Here is a 1,750-nt window from a genome sequence, read left to right as displayed (position 1 = left end):
AATCGGTGCGCCCCAATAGCGTTGGCGAGAGACACCCCAGTCACGTAAGCGGTAATTCACTTTGCGCGATCCAGTTCCAGCTTCTTCAAAGTGCTTCACAATTGCTTCGAATGCTTCAGCAGAGGTTAAGCCAGTAAATTCGCCGGAGTTTACAAGAACACCTTTGTCGGTATAGGCCGACTCATGAATATCAAGTTCTTCAACTTCTTCCGATGCGATAACTTGTTTAATTGGAAGCTTGTACGTCTTTGCGAATTCATGGTCACGTTCGTCATGTGCTGGTACAGACATAACTGCGCCTGAGCCGTAGTCCTTCAACACGAAATTCGCAGCCCAAATAGGTACTTCTTCACCTGTAATTGGGTGTATTGCTTTGAAGCCGGTAGGAAGACCTTTTTTCTCCATTGTCGCCATATCTGCTTCGGCAACTTTGTTTTTCTTACAGTCTTCGATGAACTCACGCAAGTCGGTGTTGTTTTCTGCACCACGTGTAGCAAGTGGGTGTTGAGCGGCTACCGCTACATACGTTACACCCATCAGAGTATCTGGTCGTGTGGTATAAACGCTTAGCGTTTCGTCTGAGTCTTTGATGCCAAAGCTGAATTCAAGACCTTCTGATCGGCCAATCCAGTTGCGCTGCATCGTTTTAACTTGCTCAGGCCATTCATCAAGCTGATCTAAGTCGTTAAGTAGTTCTTCTGCATAATCGGTGATTTTGATAAACCACTGTGGGATTTCTTTGCGCTCGACAATTGCGCCAGAACGCCAGCCACGGCCATCGACAACTTGCTCGTTTGCAAGAACAGTTTGGTCAACAGGGTCCCAGTTAACAGTTGCGTTCTTTTTGTACACTAAGCCGCGCTCATATAGCTTAGTGAAGAACCATTGTTCCCACTTGTAGTATTCAGGGCGGCAGGTCGCTAATTCTCGATCCCAGTCATAACCAAAGCCTAATTGCTTAAGCTGACTTTTCATGTAATCAATGTTTTCGTATGTCCATTTAGCTGGAGCGACGCCGTTTTTGATTGCAGCGTTTTCTGCTGGAAGTCCAAAAGCATCCCAACCCATTGGTTGCATAACGTTTTTACCCAGCATGCGCTGGTAACGAGAAACAACATCTCCAATCGTATAATTGCGTACGTGCCCCATGTGCAGCTTGCCGCTAGGGTATGGGAACATGGAAAGGCAGTAGTACTTTTCTTTAGACGAGTCCTCGGTTACGGCAAAGCTATTGTTCGCTTCCCAAAAATCTCGTGCATTCTGTTCTATTTCTTTCGGAGAGTATTGTTCTTGCATGCTTCTTCTTAAATCAATGGAATACGCAACACCGCTTATCTATAGTGCGGTGCAAAAATGGGCACATAGTCTATCTTAGTTTTATGTGTGGGTGTAGACGCTTCAAACCACAAAACGACAACAAAAATAATTGGTGAATGTTGTTGATAATGATTCGTATTGCGACTATCATTTGCTCCGTTGTTTAAGTGAGCGAAAATAATGTTAGTTTGTTTGTGTAAAGGTGTTTCTGACAGAGATATTCATTCTTTGATGGATGAAGGCAAAACCTCTTTTCGTCAGGTGCGCAATGAACTGGGTGTGGCGACAAGTTGTGGTCAGTGTGCATGTACGACTAAAGAAATTATAGAAAATAGATTGGCTCAAGATAACGACAATACTTCTCTCGACTTAGCCTACGCGGCAGTCATCTAACTGATACTGATTCGTATCATTATTCTCAACTTTTCAATAA

The 1,750-nt window shown here is 44.1% G+C and carries 2 protein-coding genes; one reads left to right on the top strand and one right to left on the bottom strand.

All coding sequences use genetic code 11. From position 1 onward, the window contains the following. Positions 1 to 1,296 (bottom strand): leucine--tRNA ligase (gene leuS, locus A3739_RS18045; protein WP_068502317.1); only part of this gene is annotated, 1,296 nt, incomplete at its 3' end. Positions 1,297 to 1,497: 201 nt separating this feature from the next. Here leuS and A3739_RS18040 point away from each other — a divergent pair. Continuing rightward, the gene (locus A3739_RS18040) at positions 1,498 to 1,710 is read left to right on the top strand and encodes a (2Fe-2S)-binding protein (protein WP_068477645.1); all 213 of its coding nucleotides are present in this window, start codon (positions 1,498 to 1,500) and stop codon (positions 1,708 to 1,710) included. Positions 1,711 to 1,750 lie beyond the last annotated feature (40 nt).

Source organism: Oleiphilus sp. HI0067 (genome assembly GCF_001635735.1).
This window is presented reverse-complemented; position numbering and strand designations above follow the sequence as displayed.